Origin of the sequence: Pseudomonas sp. WS 5059, assembly GCF_012985525.1 — a bacterium.
Taxonomy (GTDB): Bacteria; Pseudomonadota; Gammaproteobacteria; order Pseudomonadales; family Pseudomonadaceae; genus Aquipseudomonas.
In genome coordinates, this window is record NZ_JAAQWO010000005.1 from 25,737 (window position 1) to 45,000 (window position 19,264).

Consider the following 19,264-nt stretch of genomic DNA (forward strand, 5'->3'; position numbering starts at 1 on the left):
AACCCTGCAAACGGTTATCAAAGGGCCTTAGTATGTGTCCTTTATTTTTAGCCGCAGGCCTGTTCATGACCATCGAGATTCGTCCCGCCGTGCCCAGCGATGCTGCGCAGATCCTGACCTTCATTACCGAGCTGGCCGAATACGAAAAAGCTCGCCACGAAGTGATCGCCGGCGTGGTGGACATCGAACGCAGCCTGTTCAGCGAAGGTGCTACCGCCCATGGCCTGATCTGCTTGCGTGACGGCTTGCCGATCGGGTTTGCGGTGTTCTTCTTCAGCTATTCCACCTGGCTGGGCAGCAACTGCCTGTACCTGGAAGACCTGTACATCAACCCGGAACAGCGCGGCGGCGGGGCGGGCAAGAAGTTGCTGCGCCACCTGGCAAAGATCGCCTACGACAATGGCTGTGGGCGCTTCGAATGGAGCGTTCTGGACTGGAACGAGCCGGCCATTGCCTTCTACAAATCCATCGGCGCCCAACCCCAGGAAGAATGGGTGCGCTACCGCATGGAAGGCGAAGCGTTGCGTGAGTTTGCCCAAGGCTGAGATCGGCCCTGTCTTGCGGCCCGGCATTTGCCATAATGGCCGCCGCTTTCGCATTTCTAGATAGGCCCAAACATGCAGGAAAACCCAGCGATCCCCGCCAAAGACCCCGCGCCCACCGGCACCCAGACCTTGCTGCGCGGCCTGGGCGTGGTGCAGGCGGTGGCGGCGGGTGCGCGGGATCTCAAGGAGATTGCCCGGCGCATCGGGACCACCCGCAGCACCACGCATCGCCTGGCCAGTTGCCTGGTGGACGAGCGTTACCTGCGAGTGGTGCCGCAGGTCGGTTACCTGTTGGGGCCCAAGCTGATCGAGTTGGGGTTCCAGGCGCGGGAAGAACTGCCGCTGGTGACGCTGGCGATACCCTATCTGGATGAACTGTCGGCGCTGACCGGCGACACCATCCACCTGGCAATCCGTGAGTACGACGAGGTGCTGTACCTGCACAAGAATCCTGGGCGCAATGGCCCGGAAATGCGTTCCCGCGTCGGTCACCGCATGCCCCTGGCGCGCACCGGGATCGGCAAGGCCTTGCTGCTCGATGACACGCCAGAAGAATGGCAGCGCCTGTATCAGGCCAGCTTGCCGATAGGCGGGAAAAACCTGCACTGGCCGCAGCACCCGGAGCAATCCTGGGAGCAGTTCGAGCAGCGCATGAAAGAGTATGTGGCGGGCGGCTATGCCTTCGACCTGGAAGACAACGAGCCGTCGATCCGCTGCGTGGCCGCACCCGTGCGCGATGCCAGCCGACGGATTATCGCCGGCATCAGCATCGCCAGTACGGTGCCCTACATGCCGCTGGAAAAAATGGCCGAGCTGATTCCTGTGGTCAAACAGGTTGCGGCCCGGCTGTCAGCGGAGTTGGGGGCCAAGGCCTGATCAGGCCTTCAAGGTGGCCATGTCGATCACGAAACGGTATTTCACGTCGCCGGCAATCATGCGCGCAAAGGCTTCGTTGATCTGACGGATATCGAGCATTTCGATGTCGCAGGTAATGCCGTGCTCGGCGCAGAAATCCAGGACTTCCTGGGTTTCGGCAATGCCGCCGATCAGCGAGCCGGCCAGGACTTTACGACCCAAGACCAGCTTGGCGGCATTGACCGGCGGATCGACCGGTTCGATCAGGCCCACCAGGATATGCACGCCATCAAAACGCAGGACATCGAGGTACGGGTTCAGATCGTGCTGCACCGGGATGGTGTCCAGCAGGAAGTCGAAACTGCCGGCTGCGGCCTTCATCTGCTCGGCATCGGTGGACACGATCACATGATCAGCGCCTTGGCGACGGCCTTCCTCGGCCTTGCTCGCCGAGCGGGTGAACAGCGTGACTTCGGCGCCCATGGCCTTGGCAAACTTGATGCCCATATGGCCCAGGCCACCCATGCCGAGAATCCCGACTTTGTCGCCGGCCTTGACCCCGTAGTGCTTGAGCGGCGAGTAGGTGGTGATGCCCGCGCAGAGGAGCGGTGCGGCGCTGGCCAGGTCGAGCTTGGCCGGAATCTTCACCACGAAGTGTTCGCTGACCACGATGCTGTCGGAGTAGCCGCCCATGGTGTTGCTGCCGTCCACGCGATCCGGGGTGGCGTAGGTCATGGTCGGGCCTTCGAGGCAGTATTGCTCCAGGTCTGATTTGCACGCTTGGCAGTGGCGGCACGAATCCACCATGCAGCCCACGCCGACCAGGTCGCCAACCTTATGGGCGGTGACGCTGGCGCCGACAGCAGTGACCTTGCCGACAATCTCGTGGCCCGGCATCAATGGGTACACGGCGATACCCCATTCGTTGCGCGCCTGGTGGATGTCGGAGTGGCAGACGCCGCAGTACAGGATTTCGATTGCCACGTCATCGGCGCGCGGGCTGCGACGCTCGAAGGACATGGGGGCGAGGGGAGTGGTGGCCGACTGGGCGGCGTAGCCGATGGCGGTGTACATGGTGAAAACCTCGCAAAAGCTTGGGCGGGAGAGGTGGCGAATTCTGCGCGTGGACCCTGTGGGCGAACATGGCAAATGCTCCGAGTCTCATGCCTATTCGTCCGGGAGTGCCCGTGGATTGGATTCATTGGCCGCCAGACCTGCGATGATGTTCCTATCCCTTTTTCGCGAAGTTTTTTGCCATGTTGTTGACCCGCCATCTCGATGCCAACGCTGCGCTGGTTTCCTTGATTGAGGGGCTTACGCCCTGCGACGGTTTCTCCCCGACCCATCTGGCGGGCGTGAAGGTGCTGCGCGCCAGTTGCGACGTGGCGCGCGGGCCGCAGATCTATGAGCCGAGCCTGATGTTCGTGGCCCAGGGCAGCAAGCTCGCCTACCTGGGGCCGCGTACCCTGGAATACGGCGCCGGGCATTACCTGATCCAGGCGATGCCGGTGCCGTTCGAGTGCGAGACGTTTGCCATGGCCGCCGATGCCCCGCTGTATGGCGTTACTGTAGGTATTGATCGGGTGGTGCTGGGTGAATTGGTGATGGCCATGGGCATGCAGGCCGGCCCGCCGCCGGCGGCGCAGACCCTGGAGTCGATGAGCTCGGTGGTGCTCGATGACGCGATGCGTGGTTGCGTCGAGCGACTGTTGCAGTGTCTGCACGATCCGCTTGAAGCCCGGATCATGGGGCCGGCACGGGTGCGGGAATTATTGTTCAGCGCCTTGCGCGGGCCACAGGCCGATGTGCTGCGGGCCCTGGTGGAACAGCAGGGGCAGTTCTCGCGGATTGCCACCTCATTGAATCACCTGCATGCCCATTACGCCGAACCCTTGAACATCGAGACCCTAGCCGGTTATGCGCATATGAGTGCGTCGACATTCCATGAACACTTCAAGCGCTGCACCTTGTTGTCGCCGGTGCAGTACCTCAAGCGCTTGCGCCTGCTCAAGGCCCAGCAGTTGTTGCTGGCACAAGGCATGGGGGTAGCGCAGGCGGCGCATAACGTGGGGTATCAGAGTACGTCGCAGTTCAGTCGGGAATATAAGCGCTATTTCCTGCGCAACCCTGGTGAAGAACGAGCGGCATAAATCCCGGAGATACCTCTATCCAAATGTGGGAGCGGGCTTGTTCGCGAAGGCGGTGTGTCAGGTTAATAATTCTTAACTGACACACCGCCTTCGCGAGCAAGCCCGCTCCCACATTAGATTTGTGTCGGCCATAAAAAAGGCTCTCCAGTGGAGAGCCTCATGTTCAAGCAGATGGCTTACATATTCGGGTAAGTCGGCCCACCCGCGCCTTCCGGCGTAACCCACGTGATGTTCTGCGAAGGGTCCTTGATGTCGCAGGTCTTGCAGTGCACGCAGTTCTGGGCATTGATCTGGAAGCGTTTCTCACCGTCTTCCTGGGTGATCACTTCGTACACGCCAGCCGGGCAGTAGCGTTGCGCCGGCTCATCGTAGAGCGGCAGGTTGGTGCCGATGGGGATGCTCGGGTCCTTGAGCTTCAAGTGGCACGGCTGCTCTTCTTCATGGTTGGTGCTGGAGAGGAACACCGAGCTCAGCTTGTCGAAGCTCAGCTTGCCGTCGGGCTTGGGGTAATCGATCTTCTGGCTGTCCTTGGCCAGCTTGAGGCAGGCGTAGTCCGGCTTGGTGTCGTGCAGGGTGAACGGCATTTTGCCGCCGAGGATGTTCTGGTCGAACCAGTTGAAGCCGGCACCGATGATCGGGCCGAACTTGTGCATCGCCGGGCCGAAGTTACGGGTGGCAAACAGTTCTTCGTAGAGCCAGCTGGCTTTGAAACTGTCGACGTAGGCGGTCAGTTCATCGCCGCCTTCGGACTCGGCGAACAGGCGATCAGCCACTGCATCTGCTGCGAGCATGCCGGACTTCATCGCGGTGTGGCTGCCCTTGATCTTGGCCACGTTCATCGTGCCCAGGTCGCAACCGATCAGGGCGCCGCCCTTGAATACCATCTTCGGCAGCGAGTTGATGCCGCCCTTGGCCAGGGCGCGCGCGCCGTAGCTGATGCGCTTGCCGCCTTCCAGGTACTGGGCCAGCACCGGGTGATGCTTGAGGCGCTGGAACTCATCGAACGGCGACAGGAAGGTGTTGCTGTAGGACAGGTCGACGATTAGGCCTACCACCACCTGGTTGTTTTCCAGGTGATAGAGGAACGAGCCACCGGTGTTCTCGTTGCTCATGATGTCCAGCGGCCAGCCGGCGGTGTGGACCACCAGGCCTGGTTGATGCTTGGCCGGGTCGATTTCCCAGATTTCCTTGAGACCGATGCCGTAGTGCTGCACGTCGGCGTCGCTGTCCAGGTTGAAGCGCTGGATCAGTTGCTTGCCCAAGTGCCCACGGCAGCCTTCGGCGAACAGTGTGTATTTGCCGCGCAGTTCCATGCCGGGGGTGTACAGGCCTTCCTTTGGGTGGCCTTCACGGTCGACGCCGAGGTCGCCGGTGATGATCCCGCGCACTACGCCGTTTTCGTCGAACAGTACTTCCTGGGCCGCGAAGCCCGGGTAAATTTCCACGCCCAGGTTCTCTGCCTGCTGGGCCAGCCAGCGGCACAAGTTGCCCAGGGAGATGATGTAGTTGCCTTCGTTGTGCATGGTCTTGGGCACAAAGAAGTCTGGAACCTTGGTGGAGCTGTCGCTGCTGCGCAGTACATAGATGTCGTCGCGCACCACCGGGGTGTTGAGCGGGGCGCCCAGTTCTTTCCAGTCCGGGAACAATTCATTCAGGGCGCGTGGTTCAAACACGGCACCGGACAGGATATGTGCACCGACTTCGGAGCCTTTTTCGACCACGCAGACGCTGATTTCCTTACCGGCTTCGGCGGCCTTCTGCTTCAGTCGGCAGGCGGCAGACAGGCCCGACGGCCCTGCGCCGACGATGACCACGTCGAATTCCATGTATTCGCGTTCCACAGGCTATCTCCTACTCAAGGCTCAACAGTTTTTTTTCTAATGGGTGGAGGTTCGGTGTTTTATCTGTCGTCTTCTGCGCCAATTTCTTACAAAGGGGCAGGGGACGACCCACCTTTCTCTCTAGGTGGCGCATTATATCTACACCACTCTCAGCGTCCAATACAAACGTTTGTTTGAATTGCCCGCGAGCTAGGTAAATCAAAGCAACGCGGCTTATATCTGACCATTTTGCTGTATTGACCGGAAAAGGTGTTCCGGTCAATATACGGTCGGTTTTGCGCTTCTCGTAGGCGGACTGCCGGTTTCAAGGCCACGTCCAAAGACAAGGCAATGCTCTTACAGGTTGACGCGCACGTAATGCTGGCGCGCAGTTTACACGTTGCGACGATGAATGACTTGTCAGTCACCGCTGACGAACGGTCTTTATTATTGAGTACGTGCAACGTCACCTGTCATGACGGCCTGCGTTTTTAGAGGTGCCCTTGTGCGCCGTTGAGCATCTACCGCCAGGTTTATCCGGGCGGCTTCCTTTTCACCGGAGAGTAACGAGGAATCCATGAAGGTTCTTGTAGCTGTCAAACGCGTTGTCGATTACAACGTGAAAGTTCGCGTCAAGGCGGACAATTCCGGCGTCGATCTGGCTAACGTCAAAATGTCGATGAACCCCTTCTGCGAAATCGCCGTGGAAGAAGCCGTACGCCTGAAAGAAAAAGGTGTTGCGACTGAAATCGTCGTCGTTTCCATCGGTCCGACCACTGCTCAAGAGCAGCTGCGTACCGCCCTGGCGCTGGGTGCCGATCGCGCCGTTCTCGTCGAATCCGCTGAAGACCTGACCTCGCTGGCCGTTGCCAAGCTGCTCAAGGCCGTTGTCGACAAGGAACAGCCGCAGCTGGTGATCCTCGGCAAACAAGCCATCGACAGCGACAACAACCAGACTGGCCAGATGCTGGCTGCACTGACCGGTTACGGCCAGGGCACCTTCGCCTCGAAAGTCGAAGTGTCTGGCGACAGCGTTGCCGTGACCCGTGAGATCGATGGCGGCGCGCAGACCGTTTCTCTGAAACTGCCGGCCATCGTCACCACCGACCTGCGTTTGAACGAGCCGCGTTATGCGTCCCTGCCAAACATCATGAAAGCCAAGAAGAAGCCGCTTGAAGTGCTGACTCCGGATGCTTTGGGCGTTTCCACCGCCTCCACCAACAAGACCGTCAAAGTCGAAGCGCCAGCTGCACGCAGCGCGGGTATCAAGGTCAAGTCGGTGGCTGAACTGGTCGAGAAACTGAAAAACGAAGCGAAGGTGATCTGATCATGACTATCCTCGTAATCGCCGAACACGATAACAAGGTGCTGGCCCCGGCCACCCTGAACACCGTTGCCGCTGCTGCGAAAATCGGTGGTGATATCCACGTCCTGGTCGCCGGCCAGAACGTGGGTGCCGTGGCTGAAGCCGCCGCGAAAATTGCTGGCGTGAGCAAAGTACTGGCCGCCGACAACGCTGCCTACGCGCATCAGTTGCCTGAAAACGTTGCGCCACTGGTTGCAGAACTGGGCGCTGGCTACAGCCACATTCTGGCTGCCGCTACCTCCAACGGCAAAAACATCCTGCCGCGCGTTGCTGCGCAGTTGGACGTTGACCAGATCTCCGAGATCGTTTCGGTCGAAAGCGCCGACACCTTCAAGCGCCCGATCTACGCCGGTAACGCCATTGCCACCGTGCAATCGACCGCCGCCATCAAAGTGATCACCGTGCGCGCCACCGGTTTCGACCCGGTTGCAGCTGAAGGTGGTTCGGCTGCCGTTGAAGCGGTGGCTGCTGTCCACAACGCTGGCACTTCCAGCTTTGTTGGCGAAGAGCTGGCCAAGTCGGATCGTCCTGAGCTGACCGCTGCCAAGATCGTCGTTTCCGGCGGGCGTGGCATGCAGAACGGTGACAACTTCAAGCACCTGTATGCCCTGGCCGACAAGCTGGGCGCTGCGGTCGGCGCCTCCCGCGCGGCCGTCGATGCAGGTTTTGTACCCAACGACATGCAGGTCGGCCAGACCGGCAAAATTGTTGCGCCACAGCTGTACATCGCGGTCGGTATCTCCGGCGCGATCCAGCACTTGGCCGGTATGAAAGACTCCAAAGTGATCGTTGCGATCAACAAGGACGAAGAAGCACCGATCTTCCAGGTGGCTGATTACGGCCTGGTTGCGGACTTGTTCGAAGCCGTACCTGAGTTGGAGAAGCTGGTCTAAACCAGCCGCTTCACTTATAAAGAGCCCGGTCTTATGACCGGGCTTTTTTTTGCACGCAACTATTTGATCGGGAAAACACGCCATGGAACTGCGCCGCTGGACTGTACTGCTGGGCCTGTCACTGCTGCCGACCTTGTCTATCGCGGCCGGCAAATGCGAGCGCCTGGTCGTGACCGGCAGCCCGGATGCGCCGCCCTATCTGTGGCGCGACCCGCAAGCCCCCACCCACCTGATCGGCGCCAACGCCGATGTGTTGCAGCAAGTGGCCAAGGACCTGGGACTGAAAATCGACCTGCTATACGGCGGCAAGCGTTCCCTGGCCCTTGAAGAAGTGCGCAGCGGGCGCATGGACATGTTGGTCGATGCGCCGTTGAGTGTCAGCGAACTGGAGACCCTGGACTACATCCACCCGGCGCTGATGCAGGCCGATTATCGGGTGTGGACCCGCGTTGACTCGCCTCTGGTCTATACCAGCGCGGCCGACCTGCATGGCCACAAGGGCGCAGTCTCGGAGCGGGCGCGCCTGTCCCCTGAATTTGAAGCCTTTGCCAGCGAACACCTGACCCTGGAACGCCTGCCAACCGTGACCCCGGCCTTGCAGAAACTGCTGCTGGGCGAAGTGGACTACGTGCTGGCCGGACGTTACTCCGGTATGGCCATGGCCCAGACCCTGGGCATGAGCAAAGACCTGCTGGCCCGGGAACTGCCGATTGACCAGCCGGGGCTGTTCCTGGCGATTTCCCACAACTCGGCCTGCAATGATCCGTGGTTGCGCGGACAGCTCGCCAAAAAGATGACAGAATTGGCCGCGTCCGGTCTGACGGAAGCCGCGTTGCAGCGCAATATCGAACGCTGGAAGACGCAGTTGCAGCAACCCGTCGGCACCCCAACAAAGTAGGGATTTTTAGTGACTATTCGACCTCTTTTCGCCGCCCTCGCCGTAGTAACGCTGGCGGGCTGTGCCGCAGATCCTGCGCCGAATGAGCAAATGCGCCTGACCCAGCAAGCCTTGGAGCAAGCCGCCGCTGTGGGGGCCGTGGCTGACGACGTGCCCGAGTTGAAACTCGCCGAGACGAAGCTGGCCCAGGCCAAGGCCGACATGGCTGACCAATCCTACAAGGATGCCCGCATGCAGGCTGAACAGGCCGAACTGGATGCCCGCCTGGCGGAGGCGCGGGTGCTGACGCAAAAGAGTCAGGAACAGTTGAATGTCCTCGAGACCCGTATCACCCGCCTGCGCAAACAGCTGGGAGATGCCCAATGATCCGTCTGACCTGTGGGCTGCTGTTGAGCAGCGTGGTGCTCGCCGGCTGTGCCAGCCACCCCAATAGCGATATCGCGTTGCAGCAGGCTGGCAGCGACTTCCAGAAGGTCAAGGAAGACTCCAACGTGCTGCGCATCGCGCCCAAGGACGTGATCCGCGCCGGTGAGTCCCTGGCCCGCGCCGATCGCCTGTCCAGCTACTGGGGCAGCGGTGGCGACGTGGTGCATTACGCCTACTTGAGCCAGCGCTACAGCGCGATTGCCCGCGAGCATACCCAGTTGGTACTCAACGAAGAACGTGCGGCCAAGCTCGAACTGGAGCGCCAACGCCTGCAACTGGCACTGCGCGAGGCCAAGTTGTTGAGCGTGCAGCAACAGGGCAAGTGGCTCGAAGAGCAAATTGCCAGCCTGACCACCACCCAGACCGATCGCGGCCTGGTGATGACCCTGGGCGACGTGCTGTTCGACACCGGCCAGGCAGAACTGAAAAACTCGGCGAACCGTACAGTGTTGAAGATCGTGCAATTCCTGCAACTGAACCCCAAGCGGGTAGTGCGGATCGAGGGCTACACCGACAGTACCGGCGGCGAGCAGGAAAACCTCAAACTGTCCCGCGACCGGGCGCAGGCCGTGGCGGATGTACTGGTTGACCTGGGCATTGATGACAAACGCATCCAGGTAGAAGGTTATGGCGATCAGTACCCGGTGGAAGTGAATGCTTCCGAACGGGGGCGTGCGCAGAACCGGCGTGTGGAAATCGTCTTTTCCGACGACAAGGGCCAGCTCGGCGCTGCGCGCTGAATCTCAGTTCTTGTGGGAGCTGGCAAGCCAGCTCCCCCAGGGAATATGCCGTGTGTCTCGCCCCGCAACCCGATCCTCGATCGGGTTTTTCATGCCTGCAATTGCCTTCTCAACCCATACAGTTTTTTCTATCACTGGCGCCCATCCTCGACTATTGTGGCAACTGTCCCCGTACACTTCTAAACTGTGCCGGTATGTTTCACACAAAAATAAAATACCCGTGAAATCGAGTGCTGCGTCATGACCAATCTCTTGCTTTACCAACGTATCGCCCAGCAATTGGCTGAGGATATCCGGCGCGGTGTCTATCAGCCGGGTGAGCGCGTGCCTTCGGTGCGCAAGATGAGCTCCCAGCTCAATGTCAGTCATGCCACAGTGTTGCAGGCCTACGCCAATCTCGAGGACCAGGGGCTGATCCGCGCGCGCCCGCAGTCCGGGTATTACGTGCACCAGACGCCGGCCCTGACCGCACCAACGCCGGATATCGCGCGGGTCGAGCGCCCGGGCCTGGTCACCCGCAGCAGTATCATTCAACAGGTATTGGTCGAGTCCCGGCGCGAAGGGGTGTTCCCGCTCGGCGCCGCCGTGCCCAGTGTCGACTACCTGCCGGTGCGCGCACTGCACCAGCAACTGGCCAAGGTCACGCGCTTCCAGAGCCCGCGGGCGTTCAGCTATATGTTCAGCCCAGGCTTTGAGCCGCTGCGACGCCAGGTCGCGATCCGCATGCGCGATGCCGGCGTGGTGGTCGACCCGTCCGAGGTGGTGATCACCCACGGGTGTGTTGACGCATTGCAGATGTCCCTGCGGGTGCTGACCCGTCCCGGGGACCTGATCGCCGCTGAGTCCCCCACCTATTACGGCCTGTTGCAACTGGCGGATCTGCTCGGCCTCAAGGTCATCGAAATCCCCAGCGACCCCGCCACCGGTATGAGCCTGGAAGCCCTGCAACTGGCGGCCAACCAATGGTCGATCAAGGCCCTGGTGCTGACCACGCGCCTGAGCAATCCCCTGGGCGGCACCATGCCGGAAGAACGGCAGAAACAGTTGCTGCGCCTGGCCTCGGATTTCGATATCCAGATCGTCGAAGACGATATCTACGGCGAATTGATGTTCGAGCTGGGCCGCACCAAGGCCCTCAAGGCCTATGACCGCCTGGACCGGGTGATCTACTGCTCCAGCTTCTCCAAGACCCTGTCCCCCGGCGTGCGTATCGGCTGGATGATTGCCGGCAAGTACCAGCAAGAGCTCCAGCGCCTGCAGATGTTCAGCACCCACTCGGCGTGCAGCGTGACGCAAATGGGCGTGGCGGCGTACCTGGAGAATGGCGGCTACGACCGGCACCTGCGTTACATTCGCCAGGAGTACCGCAAGAACCTCAGCGCCTTCCAATTGGCGGTGCAGCAGTATTTCCCGGAGGGCACGCAGATGAGCCGACCGACCGGCGGTTTTATCCTGTGGGTCAGCCTGCCGGGTCGGGTCAATACCCAGGAGTTGCACGTGCGCGCCCTGCAACAGGGCATCAGCATTGCGCCGGGGCTGATCTTCAGCAATACGGAACAGTTCAACCACTGTATTCGGCTCAATTGCGGCACACCCTGGAATCGTGAAGCCGAGCGCGCCTTGATGACCCTGGGGATGCTGGCCAACCAGTTGTGCCAGGAGGCAGCGGGCGGTTTTTGAAGCGCCAAAACGGGGCCTGAACGGTAGCTGGCTAATCACCGCGCTTGTCATGCCGCGCTCAACAAGCGAGCATATGGCCTTCTGCCGTTAATGCTGTTGGCGATATGACCTCTATTTTTCCTGCCGCGCTGTTGATCTGTCTGGCGAGCCTGTGCAACGCCACTTCTGTAGTGGCAGCGCCTGCCACTGCGCCAGTTGTGCTGGCAGCTGCCGAACAAACGCCGGCGCCGGCGAAAAAAACAGTCCAGGCGAAAAAAGCCGCCAAGGAAAAAAAGCGCGCACCTATCGCCAGCAAGTCCAAGTCAGCCCGTGAAGTGGCCCAGACCAAGCTACCACCGGCGAAACTGGACCTCAGCCTGCCCCAGGAAATGGTCCGACATCTGCAGCCCCTTGGCACTATGCCGCAGCCCAAGAACGTGCCGTTGTTGCCGCCGATGTTTGGCGAGAAACCGGTCGATAACAGCGCATTCCAGATCAACGGACGCCTGCTGAGCAACGAAATGCAGTTGCAAATGCGCAATGAGGAGCGGCGCGATGTAGAAGGCGCAGCCCTGGATTTTGAATTCAAGAATTAATCTTTCCCGCCAAAGTGACCTGAGCCACTGACCTTCTGTCGCAGACTGGTCGGTCACGTTTGTTTTCTGCGAAAAACCTCTGTTAGACCATTTTAAAACGGATGTTTTAGGGCGTACTCTAGCCCGGCCATCAACACTTTGTCGTCGAGGACCTGCTGGTCATGAAATGCCGTGAAGGCTGTGGCGCCTGCTGTATCGCCCCTTCCATCAGTTCGCCGCTGCCCGGTATGCCCAATGGCAAACCCGCGGGCGAACGCTGCCTGCATCTGTCGGTCGAACAGCTGTGCCAACTGTTTGGCCAGCCTGAGCGGCCCGCGGTGTGCGGTGCCTTTGCGGCGGATCTTGAGGTCTGTGGTAGTAGCCAGGAAGAAGCGATCAGGTTGATCGGCTGGTGGGAGCAGATGACGGCGGCTTAGTGGGCTTTAATGTCAGAACTTCAACAATAAGGAATACAACAATGGGTTCGCTGAAACGAATGGCTGTGTTGTGCGGTTTTACGGTGTTGTTTGCAGCTACTGCACAGGCAGAAGAGTGGCAGGTTGCCAAGGATGAGGAAGGTATCAAGGTTGCCTTGAGTGAAGTGGCCGGCTCCAAATACAAGGCGTATCGCGGCGTTACCGTGATCAAGGCGCCATTGGCCAAGATCCAGGCCCTACAGGACGATGTCGTCGGCGCCTGTAAGTGGATTCACGAATGCAAGTCACAGAAGCTGCTCAAGAAGGAAGGTGACAAGAGCTGGACCTACACCCAGTTCAAGGCCCCGTTCCCGGTGACCGATCGTGACTCGATCCTGGAAATCACCACCACCCAGGCCGCCGATGGCAGCGTGACCCGCAAACTGCTGGAAGTGCCGACCTATCTGCCGGAAGAGAAAGGCTATGTGCGCGTGGCCCAGGTCGAAGGCTTCTGGAAATTGGCGCCCAAAGGCGCCGACCAGACCGAAGTGACCTACCAGGTTCACACCGAGCCAGGTGGCAGCGTGCCTTCCTGGCTGGCCAACAAGTTTGTGGTTGAAGCGCCTTTCAACACCTTGAAAGCCCTCAAGGCAGCGGCCGAGAAGCCGTAAGCCCAACCGATCATATGCCTCCTGCCTTGAGTGGAACGATCACCGTGCCCTCAAGGTCCAGATATGTGTAAGCCCATCCATGGGCTTTATCGAGGAGGCACTGATGCAAAACTGGCAAGTTACCTTCGTTGACGATCACGGCGTGCAATCGGTAGAGCTGTTCGCCTGTGCGCAAAAGCCCAGCCTCGAAGATGCGGCGCAGATGATTCGCGCTAAATTGCTGCCCATCCCCGCCAAGCTGGACCTCAATGACCTGGATGGCCGGATCGCCGAACCGACGGTCAAGAGCTTGAAGGACCAGAACAGTATCCAGATCCTCGACATTTCTCCCGCCGCCTGAATATTCCCTGTACGTCTTTAAAGCGCTGCTGGTGGAGGTGATAGCTTCGCGCTACTCTGCAAGGGAGATCAGCGAATGAATCGCTAAGGTCTGGTCTTGTCAGCTACATGCTTGTTTTCCTGCGGCGATGTCATTGCCGTCAACCTGCGCCGTTCGCGCGCAGGCTCTGGGAAGCACGGAAAGTCTATCCATCGGTTTAGGAGGACGTTTCATGAGCACAGCCTATCAAGAAGACATCAGCACCCACGTGTTACGCCGCATGAAAGAGGGCGGCTTTGACTTCTCGCGCTTCCACCCCATTGAGTTCTACGCCATTTTCCCGGATGAGGAACGTGCGCGCCGGGCTGCGGGTCGGTTTCGTGGGGAGTCGATCAATGCCCAGGTCAGTGCACGGGATGACGGTGCCTGGTTCTTGGAATTGAGCAAAGTCATGTTCGCCACCTACGACGGTATTGGTGATTTCGAGCAGGACTTTGAGGCGGTAGTCGAGCCCTTGGGCGGGATTATCGAGGGATGGGGCGTGAAGCACGAGGTTCGTGGGTTACCCATGTAGACACATGATCAATAAAGCAGCGTATCGGCTGACCCTCGGGTCGGCCGATTTTGTTTGTGGCGCGGCAAAGTACTTGGAACTTATTGCGAAAATTCCTCCACAAAAAAAAGCCACCCGAGCAGGGTGGCTAAAAGGGAAGACCGGAAAGAAGGGGAACCGGTCGGTACTTGCACAAGCAAATTACCGGCGGTGACGAGGTGATGCTGTAGGACGAATCCTGTTCAGCGGATGAGCGTGATTATCCGCAAGCTTTCCCGGGCAGTGAAATCAACTCTGGCTATGCTGGTGATAGGCAATGCCTGCGTCGCTTTGAAGCGCGAGTGGCAAGGCCCGAGCGGTTGTTGCACCAGGACGGTGCGGTGCTGCCTTTGGCTATATCCAACTAATTGATACTTAAGTGTTTATGCCGCTGGCACGGGCCTTGCGACAGTCCGTTGCGTCCGGGTGACAAGGAGTTCGGCATGATCCGCACTTATTACGATGAAATGTACGATGAGGCTGGCCAGGTCCGCCCTCACTATCGCGAGTTTGCCCGCTGGCTGGATCAAACCCCTGCCGAACTGCTGGCCCAGCGTCGGCGTGAAGCCGATTTGCTGTTCCACCGCGCGGGTATCACCTTCACCCTGTACGGCGACGAGCAGGGCACCGAGCGCCTGATTCCCTTCGATACCATCCCGCGCAGCATTCCCGCCAGCGAATGGCGAATTGTCGAACGAGGCTGCATTCAACGGGTCAAGGCGTTGAACCTGTTCCTTGCCGACCTTTATCACGACCAGCGAATTATCAAGGCCGGGATCATTCCTGCCGAGCAAGTGCTGGCCAATGAGCAATACCAGTTGGCGATGCAGGGCTTGGACCTGCACCGCGATATTTATTCCCACGTCTCGGGTGTCGACCTCGTACGGGATGGCGACGGCACGTACTACGTGCTGGAAGACAACCTGCGCACCCCCAGCGGCGTGAGCTATATGCTCGAAGACCGCAAGATGATGATGCGCCTGTTCCCCGAGCTGTTCGCCGCCCAGCGCATCGCGCCGATCGATCATTACCCCAACCTGCTGCTCGATACCCTGAAAAGCTCCAGCCCGCTGGATAACCCCAGCGTGGTGGTGCTGACGCCGGGGCGCTTCAACAGCGCGTTCTTCGAGCATGCGTTCCTCGCCCGGGAAATGGGTGTGGAGTTGGTAGAAGGCGCTGACCTGTTTGTGCGCGACGACCGCGTATTCATGCGCACCACCGACGGGCCCAAGGCTGTGGACGTGATCTACCGGCGCCTCGACGATGCCTACCTCGACCCGCTGGCCTTCAACCCCGAATCCATGCTTGGTGTGCCCGGCCTGCTGGCCGCCTACCGCTCGGGCAATGTGGTGCTGGCCAATGCCATTGGCACCGGGGTGGCGGATGACAAGTCGGTGTATCCCTTCGTCACCGACATGATCCGTTTTTACTTGGATGAAGAGCCGATCCTGAAGAATGTTCCGACGTTCCAGTGCCGTAAGCCTGACGAACTGTCTCACGTGCTGGCGAACCTACCGCAGTTGGTGGTCAAGGAGACCCAGGGCTCCGGTGGCTACGGCATGTTGGTCGGCCCGGCTGCCACGGCTGCTGAGATCGAAGCCTTTCGTGCGCGGATCAAGGCCAAGCCCCATGCCTACATCGCCCAGCCGACCCTGTGTCTGTCGACGTGCCCGACCTTTGTCGAAAACGGTATAGCGCCCCGGCATATCGACCTGCGGCCGTTCGTCCTGTCCGGCAAGGAAACCCGTGTGGTGCCCGGCGGGCTGACCCGTGTGGCGCTGCGGGAGGGTTCGTTGGTGGTCAACTCATCCCAGGGTGGCGGCACTAAAGACACCTGGGTGGTCGAGGAATGAAACCATGCTGAGCAGAACTGCCTCGGATTTATATTGGATGTCGCGCTACCTGGAGCGCGCGGAAAACCTCGCGCGCATGCTGGATGTCAGTTATTCGCTGTCGCTGATGCCCCAGGATGGGCGCGGCGATGGCCTGCACGAACTGGCCATGCCCCTGCTGATCACCGGCACCCTGGACGACTATCACGCGCGTCACGGCGAGTTGCATGCCGAGCGTTTGTTGCACTTCTTTGCCCTGGATGCCGCCAACCCGGCGAGCATCTACAGTTGCCTGGGCGCCGCCCGCGCCAGTGCCCATGCCGTGCGTGGGCGAATTACTGCGGACATGTGGGAAAACATCAACGCCACCTGGCTGGATATTCGCGTCATCGCCCAGGAGGGCCTGAGCCGCTATGGCATGAGCCGTTTCTGCGAATGGGTCAAGGAACGATCCCACCTGTTTCGTGGCGCCACCTACGGCACCATCATGCGCAACGACGCTTTTCGCTTTATTCGCCTGGGCACCTTTATCGAAAGGGCCGACAACACCCTGCGCCTGTTGGACGCCCGCTACGAGATGGCCGGCGACCAGGCCGACGTGGTAATTGATGGCACCGCCCACGCCTATTACCAATGGAGTGCGCTATTGCGGGCCTTGTCGTCCTTCGAGGCCTACACCGAGATCTATCGTGATGCGCCCGGCGCCCGGCAGGTGGCCGAACTGTTGCTGCTGCGTGCCGATGTGCCGCGTTCCCTGCGCGCGTGCAGCGAAGAAATCGACCAGATCCTCGCCAGTCTGCCTGGCATCAACGGCCGCCCGGCCCAGCGCCTGGCCGCCGAAATGGACGCGCGCCTGCGCTTTACCGCCATTGACGAAATCCTTGAAGAAGGCCTGCACGCCTGGCTGACCGACTTCATCCCGCTGGTACGCCAGTTGGGTAACGCTATTCATCATTCCTACCTGGAGGCGGCATGAGACTTTCCATCAGCCACGAAACTACCTACCGCTATGAAGACCAGGTGCGTGCCAGCATCCAATACCTGCGCCTGACCCCTCACGACAGCGAGCGTCAGCATGTGCTCAGTTGGCAGCTGGATCTGCCGCGTCCGGTGCGGGCCCAGTTGGACCCATTCGGCAATATCCTGCATGTGCTGACCCTGGATGAGCCCCACGAATCGATCGTCATCGGCGCCCGAGGCCAAGTGGACATTGACGAGTGGCGCGAGGCCGAGCACGACAGCCAGTCGCCATTTCCTTTCCAGCGTTGCACGCGCCTGACTGAGCCGGACGAGGCCCTGCGCGCCTTTGCCCAGCAGCACTGCGGTAAACGCCGGGATCGCAATGCCTTGATCGATCTGATGCACGCTCTCAACCAGCATATCGCCTACGTGCCGGGGGCCACGCAAGTGGAAACCTGCGCGGCCGAGGCGTTCGCCGGGCGTGCCGGGGTTTGCCAGGATCACGCCCATGCATTCCTGGCCTGCGCGCGCAGCCTGGGGATCGCCACGCGGTATGTGTCGGGGTATTTGTATAGCGAGGACAGCGAGCACCTGGCCAGCCATGCCTGGGCCGAAGCCTGGCTGGATGACGCCTGGTACAGCTTCGATGTGACCAACCAACTGGCCCGCCCGGAGCGGCATCTGAAACTGGCGGTGGGCCTGGATTACCTCGATGCGTGCCCGGTACGCGGCATGCGCCGTGGCGGCGGGCACGAGCAGATGCATGCCAGGGTATTTGTGGCGCCGAGCCCGGTGATCCTGGTGCAGCAGCAATAACCCCGCACCCCCTTGCCGGCGATGAGCCCAGAATGATCCTCATCGTCGGCAAACCGGCATCAGGTGCTATTTAGCGGCTGACACCCGCCACACCTTATTCCCCACATCATCTGCTACCAGCAAGCCGCCTTGCTGGTCGATCACCACGCCCACCGGCCGGCCCATGGCTTTCTCATCACTGTTGAGGAACCCGGTCAGCACATCCACCGGTGCGCCGTTGGGCTTGCCCCCCGCAAATGGCACAAAGATTACCTTGTAACCACTGTGCGGCTTGCGATTCCACGAGCCGTGCTGGCCAATAAACGCGCCATGGGCAAATTGTGCCGGCAGCGTGTTGCCTTCAGCAAAGGTCAGGCCCAACGATGCGGTGTGTGGCCCGACGGCATAGTCCGGGGCAATGGCCTTGGCCACCAGGTCCGGATCCTGCGGCGTGACCCGTACATCCACATGTTGGCCGTAGTAGCTGAACGGCCAGCCGTAAAAGCCACCGTCCTGGACCGAGGTGATGTAGTCCGGCACCAGGTCGCTGCCGATTTCATCGCGCTCGTTGACCGCCGTCCATAGCTTGCCGCTTTGTGGCTCCCACGCCATGCCATTGGGGTTGCGCAGCCCGGAAGCAAAAATCCGCTGCTTGGCGCTGGCCCGGTCGACTTCCCAGATCGCCGCGCGGCCCTGTTCGGCTTCCAGGCCATTTTCACCGACGTTGCTGTTGGAACCCACGCTCACATACAACTTGCTGCCGTCCTTGCTGGCCACCACGTTTTTCGTCCAGTGGTGGTTGAGCGGGCCGCCCGGCAGGTCGATGACCTTGGTGCCCTGGGCCTTGATCGCGGTTTCCCCCGGTTGATAGGGAAAGCGCAGCAGCTTGTCCGAGTCGGCCACGTACAGGTCGTTGCCCACCAGGGTCATGCCAAACGGCGAGTTGAGGTTTTCCAGGAACACCGTGCGGGTTTCTGCCACGCCGTCATGGTCGGCATCGCGCAGCAGGGTGATACGGTTCGGGCTGGGTACGCCGGCCCCGGCACGGCCCATGACCTTTTCCATGACCCAGCCGCGAATGCCCTTGGAGTCATCCGGCTTGGGCGGCGCGTTGGTCTCGGCCACCAGCACGTCGCCGTTGGGCAATACATACAACCAGCGCGGGTGGTCCAGGCCTTCGGCGAAGGCGCCGACCTGGGTGCCCGCAGCCGCGGTCGGCTTGGCGCCATCGGGCCAGCCAATGGCCGGGGCGATGTTGACGGTGGGGATCAGGGTTTTGTTCGGTTCCGGCAGCTTGGGCGACGGCCCGGTGCCATCGGAGACTTGCAAGGTTGAGCTTTCGCCACAGGCAGCGAGTGCGCCTGCGGCCATGATCAGTACGGCGAGTCGGGTCTTGTGCATGTTTTTCTCCTCAATGCCTGTAGTCATAGAGGTACAGCGCGCGGCGATGGTTCAAGTGCATGGCCGGCTTTAATTGACGCTGTACCCCCAACCCACTAACCTTCGCCGCTTGTTTCAGGTGCTCTGTGACGTACCCGTCGACCGAGTGAAACAGGGAAGCCGGTGAGTGCGCGCACTTTTCTACAGTGCGGCCACGATCCCGGCGCTGCCCCCGCAACGGTAAATGAGTCAAGACGCTGCTTTTGCCACTGTATCGCCTGCGATATGGGAAGGCGCATCGTCGGCTCGCCCTGCTCAACAGGGCGCCACTCATGAGCCCGGAGACCGGCCTGATCCATCCAACAGCATCAC

General features: G+C 60.4%; 20 protein-coding genes and 1 riboswitch. Of the genes, 17 read left to right on the forward strand and 3 right to left on the reverse strand.

The features are described from left to right. Positions 1–65: 65 nt before the first annotated feature. Positions 66–545: a GNAT family N-acetyltransferase gene (locus HBO12_RS15225; protein WP_170042589.1), complete on the forward strand. Its 480-nt coding sequence runs from the start codon at positions 66–68 to the stop codon at positions 543–545. Positions 546–617: 72 nt separating this feature from the next. After that, positions 618–1,421: an IclR family transcriptional regulator gene (locus HBO12_RS15230; RefSeq protein ID WP_169955225.1), complete on the forward strand. Its 804-nt coding sequence runs from the start codon at positions 618–620 to the stop codon at positions 1,419–1,421. Here HBO12_RS15230 and HBO12_RS15235 read toward each other — a convergent pair whose 3' ends face one another. After that, positions 1,422–2,474 (reverse strand): NAD(P)-dependent alcohol dehydrogenase, encoded by a 1,053-nt coding sequence (locus HBO12_RS15235; protein WP_169955226.1) that lies wholly within the window; start codon positions 2,472–2,474, stop codon positions 1,422–1,424. Between the two features lie 182 nt (positions 2,475–2,656). On the opposite strand from HBO12_RS15235, the gene HBO12_RS15240 reads away from it, so the two are divergent. Further along, a complete protein-coding gene (locus tag HBO12_RS15240) occupies positions 2,657–3,550 on the forward strand; it encodes an AraC family transcriptional regulator (protein WP_169955227.1) in 894 nt (297 codons plus the stop codon). A gap of 176 nt (positions 3,551–3,726) precedes the next feature. Here the strand turns inward: HBO12_RS15240 and HBO12_RS15245 are convergent, their stop codons facing one another. Continuing rightward, entirely contained in the window at positions 3,727–5,391 is a 1,665-nt protein-coding gene (locus tag HBO12_RS15245) for an electron transfer flavoprotein-ubiquinone oxidoreductase (RefSeq protein WP_169955228.1), read from the reverse strand. A gap of 556 nt (positions 5,392–5,947) precedes the next feature. Between HBO12_RS15245 and HBO12_RS15250 the strand changes: the two genes are divergently transcribed. From HBO12_RS15250 to HBO12_RS15315, 14 genes are all read left to right on the forward strand, one after another. Next, positions 5,948–6,697, forward strand: coding sequence for an electron transfer flavoprotein subunit beta/FixA family protein (locus HBO12_RS15250; RefSeq protein WP_169955229.1), 750 nt, complete (start codon positions 5,948–5,950; stop codon positions 6,695–6,697). A 2-nt stretch (positions 6,698–6,699) separates the two neighbouring features. Further along, complete coding sequence (locus tag HBO12_RS15255) at positions 6,700–7,629, forward strand: electron transfer flavoprotein subunit alpha/FixB family protein (RefSeq protein WP_169955230.1); 930 nt, start codon at positions 6,700–6,702, stop codon at positions 7,627–7,629. An 82-nt stretch (positions 7,630–7,711) separates the two neighbouring features. Next, entirely contained in the window at positions 7,712–8,527 is an 816-nt protein-coding gene (locus tag HBO12_RS15260; RefSeq protein WP_169955231.1) for a substrate-binding periplasmic protein, read from the forward strand. A 9-nt stretch (positions 8,528–8,536) separates the two neighbouring features. Further along, positions 8,537–8,893 carry a DUF4398 domain-containing protein gene (locus HBO12_RS15265; RefSeq protein ID WP_169955232.1) on the forward strand — a complete coding sequence of 119 codons (357 nt, stop codon included), beginning with the start codon at positions 8,537–8,539 and terminating at the stop codon, positions 8,891–8,893. Continuing rightward, positions 8,890–9,693: an OmpA family protein gene (locus HBO12_RS15270; RefSeq protein ID WP_170042590.1), complete on the forward strand. Its 804-nt coding sequence runs from the start codon at positions 8,890–8,892 to the stop codon at positions 9,691–9,693. The genes HBO12_RS15265 and HBO12_RS15270 overlap by 4 nt, the downstream gene beginning before the upstream one ends. A gap of 240 nt (positions 9,694–9,933) precedes the next feature. Then, complete coding sequence (locus HBO12_RS15275) at positions 9,934–11,373, forward strand: aminotransferase-like domain-containing protein (protein WP_169955234.1); 1,440 nt, start codon at positions 9,934–9,936, stop codon at positions 11,371–11,373. 104 nt (positions 11,374–11,477) lie between these two features. After that, positions 11,478–11,948 (forward strand): translation initiation factor 2, encoded by a 471-nt coding sequence (locus HBO12_RS15280; protein WP_170042591.1) that lies wholly within the window; start codon positions 11,478–11,480, stop codon positions 11,946–11,948. 161 nt (positions 11,949–12,109) lie between these two features. After that, complete coding sequence (locus HBO12_RS15285; protein WP_076961156.1) at positions 12,110–12,364, forward strand: YkgJ family cysteine cluster protein; 255 nt, start codon at positions 12,110–12,112, stop codon at positions 12,362–12,364. Between the two features lie 41 nt (positions 12,365–12,405). Beyond that, positions 12,406–13,014 carry an START domain-containing protein gene (locus HBO12_RS15290; RefSeq protein ID WP_170042592.1) on the forward strand — a complete coding sequence of 203 codons (609 nt, stop codon included), beginning with the start codon at positions 12,406–12,408 and terminating at the stop codon, positions 13,012–13,014. Between the two features lie 103 nt (positions 13,015–13,117). Next, positions 13,118–13,354 (forward strand): hypothetical protein, encoded by a 237-nt coding sequence (locus HBO12_RS15295; protein WP_262377002.1) that lies wholly within the window; start codon positions 13,118–13,120, stop codon positions 13,352–13,354. 211 nt (positions 13,355–13,565) lie between these two features. Beyond that, positions 13,566–13,907, forward strand: coding sequence for a ribonuclease E inhibitor RraB (locus HBO12_RS15300; RefSeq protein ID WP_029299641.1), 342 nt, complete (start codon positions 13,566–13,568; stop codon positions 13,905–13,907). A 461-nt stretch (positions 13,908–14,368) separates the two neighbouring features. Then, positions 14,369–15,778, forward strand: a complete 1,410-nt coding sequence (locus HBO12_RS15305) for a circularly permuted type 2 ATP-grasp protein (RefSeq protein WP_170042593.1) — start codon at positions 14,369–14,371, stop codon at positions 15,776–15,778. Between the two features lie 4 nt (positions 15,779–15,782). After that, positions 15,783–16,733, forward strand: coding sequence for an alpha-E domain-containing protein (locus HBO12_RS15310; RefSeq protein ID WP_169955240.1), 951 nt, complete (start codon positions 15,783–15,785; stop codon positions 16,731–16,733). Then, positions 16,730–17,533, forward strand: a complete 804-nt coding sequence (locus tag HBO12_RS15315) for a transglutaminase family protein (RefSeq protein ID WP_169955241.1) — start codon at positions 16,730–16,732, stop codon at positions 17,531–17,533. The genes HBO12_RS15310 and HBO12_RS15315 overlap by 4 nt, the downstream gene beginning before the upstream one ends. Before the next feature lie 66 nt (positions 17,534–17,599). Here the strand turns inward: HBO12_RS15315 and HBO12_RS15320 are convergent, their stop codons facing one another. Further along, positions 17,600–18,913, reverse strand: a complete 1,314-nt coding sequence (locus HBO12_RS15320; RefSeq protein ID WP_169955242.1) for a PQQ-dependent sugar dehydrogenase — start codon at positions 18,911–18,913, stop codon at positions 17,600–17,602. 99 nt (positions 18,914–19,012) lie between these two features. Further along, a riboswitch (cobalamin riboswitch) is annotated at positions 19,013–19,260 on the forward strand. Positions 19,261–19,264 lie beyond the last annotated feature (4 nt).